Consider the following 2662-nt stretch of genomic DNA (forward strand, 5'->3'; position numbering starts at 1 on the left):
CATAAAAAAACCCGCCGAAGCGGGTTTTTTCAACAGTACTGAAAATCAGTCGTTGTTAGTCGAACCAATCTTATGGATCGACAGGTCAGCACCGTTGAACTCTTCTTCTTCGCTCAGGCGAATACCCGATACAGCCTTCACCAGACCGTACACGATAAAACCACCAATCAGAGCGACTGCGATACCAGCAACAGTACCAATCAGCTGTGACATCAGGCTGACGCCACCAAGGCCGCCCATTGCTTCTGTGCCGAAGATACCGCAGGCAATGCCGCCCCACGCGCCACACAGGCCGTGCAGAGGCCATACACCAAGTACGTCATCGAATTTAGGGAACTTGTTCTGAGCCAGAGTGAATACCCACACAAACAGCGCACCAGCAACACCACCGACCAGCAGAGCACCTATGGGATGCAGAACGTCTGAACCCGCACACACAGCAACCAGACCTGCCAGAGGACCGTTGTGGATAAAGCCCGGGTCATTGCGACCAACGATCATTGCAACAACAACACCGCCAACCATCGCCATCAGGCTGTTAACAGCAACCAGACCTGAAATGCCATCCAGCGTTTGCGCTGACATCACGTTAAAGCCAAACCAGCCAACAGTCAGAATCCACGCGCCCATAGCCAACCACGGAATGTTTGATGGCGCGAACGCGGTGACTTTACCGTCACGGTAACGGCCACGACGAGCGCCCAGCAGGAAGACAGCTGCAAAGGCAATCCAGCCACCAACACCGTGCACAACGACTGAGCCTGCGAAATCGTGGAAGCCAGCACCGTACGTTTCTTCTAACCATGCTTGCAGGCTGAAACCAAAAACGGCATTCCCGTTCCAGATGATGCCTTCAAAAAATGGATATACGAATGCAACCGTCAGGGCAGAAGCAATCAGAATTGGGTAAAACTTCGCACGCTCAGCAATACCACCAGAAATAATGGCTGGAATTGCCGCCGCAAAGGTCAGCAGGAAGAAGAACTTCACCAGCTCATAGCCATTGTTTTCAGTCAGCTCCGCAGCACTGGCGAAGAAATCCATGCCGTAGGCTACCTGATAACCGATGAAGAAATAGGCAATGGTTGAGATACCGAAATCAGTAATGATTTTTACCAGAGCATTTACCTGGTTCTTATGACGTACTGTACCGACCTCTAGAAATGCGAAGCCCGCGTGCATCGCCAGTACCATGATGGCACCCAGCAGAATAAACATTGTGTTCGCGCTGTACATAAGAGTTTCGACAGCGGAGTTGATACCTGTGATATCCACGAGTTGTCCTCTGATAGTTCGTTAAATGTGTATTTGGCGCGGCGCACTCTAGCGGTGCCCTTTGCGCAACATCAGGGCAAAAGCCCATTAGAATCCTTCGATAGGGGAACGTTTAAGCAGAAGGCGTGCCACTTTGTCCACTTTGCGACAATCGAGCAATAGAAAACGCACAACTATAGAGCTGACGTGCGCTAGCGTGATGCAGGAATTCGTACGCGAAAAGAATGATCAACCAAACCCACCCCAATATGGCACCAACATCTAACACAGAAAATGTGATTGCACTTCAATAGTGCATTCAATCTGCAGGCCACATCCCATCCATCATCATTGGATAGGCCACGGGCCTAAAATCAGTAAACTCGATGTCTCTGACTATCTCAAAATCACTCCAGAGCATCCGTGCTCCCTTCAACCACTGGGTCGAAGCAACGCGTTTATGAATCATCTGGAGTTCTTCAGACGTGGCTGGCCGTGCCGGGCCAGCTTTGCCGTAGAGCCGGACTCCGGGTTCCGAGGCAAAACGTCCTGTTAGCAGCGACTTAAGCCAGAACCAGCGCCCCACATTTACTGCCGACACGCAGACGCTTGGGTTCGAGTCTATGTTCTCACCCAATGACACTGCGTAGTGATCGAAGAAGAACCCTGTCTGATCATCACGGAGGAATACCGTGCCGACAGGGGTAATATGCGGAGTACCGTCAGGACAGACCGTCGCAATAGAGCAGTGCACTGCTGAGGTCTGCGACTGCTCTAACGTGCGTTTGATTTGTGGCCAGTTCGATTTTAATGACATGCTTTAACCCTCCCTGGTTAAGCTAAACTTAAAGTTTAATTGCCGTGCGAAATTTCAAAACACACATGAATATTCTGGCGACGTTCGAAGTCCTTAGGGATCGACTTGCCAGTCACATCCCGGATGCTGAACTCTGACAGGGCTTCACGGTCGAGGCTGAACTTACGCAGGTTGTTAGAGAAGATCAGTGTTCCGCCCGGTGCCAGCCGGTCCATCGCCATGCGGATCAGGTCAACGTGGTCACGCTGAATATCGAGTACGCCTTCCATACGCTTCGAGTTTGAAAAAGTCGGCGGGTCCATAAAGATAAGATCGTACTCGCCGGTGTCGTCTTTCAGCCACTGCAGGCAGTCGGCCTGAATAAAACTGTGCCCGTCCGGGTTCAGATCATTAGCACGGAAATTATCACGCCCCCAGTTGAGGTAAGTCCGCGACATGTCCACACTGGTCGTCTTTGCCCCGGCTACCGCGGCATGCAGCGACGCGGTCGCCGTATAGCAGAACAGGTTAAGGAAACGCTTACCGCCCGCCTGTTTCGCGATATGCAGACGTGTCGGCCGGTGATCAAGGAACAAGCCTGTATCGAGATAG

Annotated in this window: 3 protein-coding genes; all 3 read right to left on the reverse strand. The window is 51.8% G+C overall.

What is annotated here, in order from left to right:
- Nucleotides 1-45: 45 nt before the first annotated feature.
- On the reverse strand, nucleotides 46-1269 hold the full coding sequence (locus tag B2067_RS02780) for an ammonium transporter (protein ID WP_297530617.1): 1224 nt from the start codon (nucleotides 1267-1269) through the stop codon (nucleotides 46-48).
- Between the two features lie 304 nt (nucleotides 1270-1573).
- Nucleotides 1574-2071, reverse strand: coding sequence for a pyridoxamine 5'-phosphate oxidase family protein (locus tag B2067_RS02785; RefSeq protein WP_068437816.1), 498 nt, complete (start codon nucleotides 2069-2071; stop codon nucleotides 1574-1576).
- A 35-nt stretch (nucleotides 2072-2106) separates the two neighbouring features.
- On the reverse strand, nucleotides 2107-2662 hold a 556-nt coding region (locus B2067_RS02790; RefSeq protein WP_301387368.1), incomplete at its 5' end, for a class I SAM-dependent methyltransferase.

This window comes from Thalassolituus sp. UBA2590 (genome assembly GCF_002339775.1).
Lineage (GTDB): Bacteria > Pseudomonadota > Gammaproteobacteria > Pseudomonadales > Oceanobacteraceae > Thalassolituus.

Excerpts from the sequence above, each read along its gene's own strand:
- B2067_RS02785 (WP_068437816.1), bottom strand. The coding sequence starts at position 2,071 with ATGTCATTAAAATCGAACTGGCCACAAATCAAACGCACGTTAGAGCAG.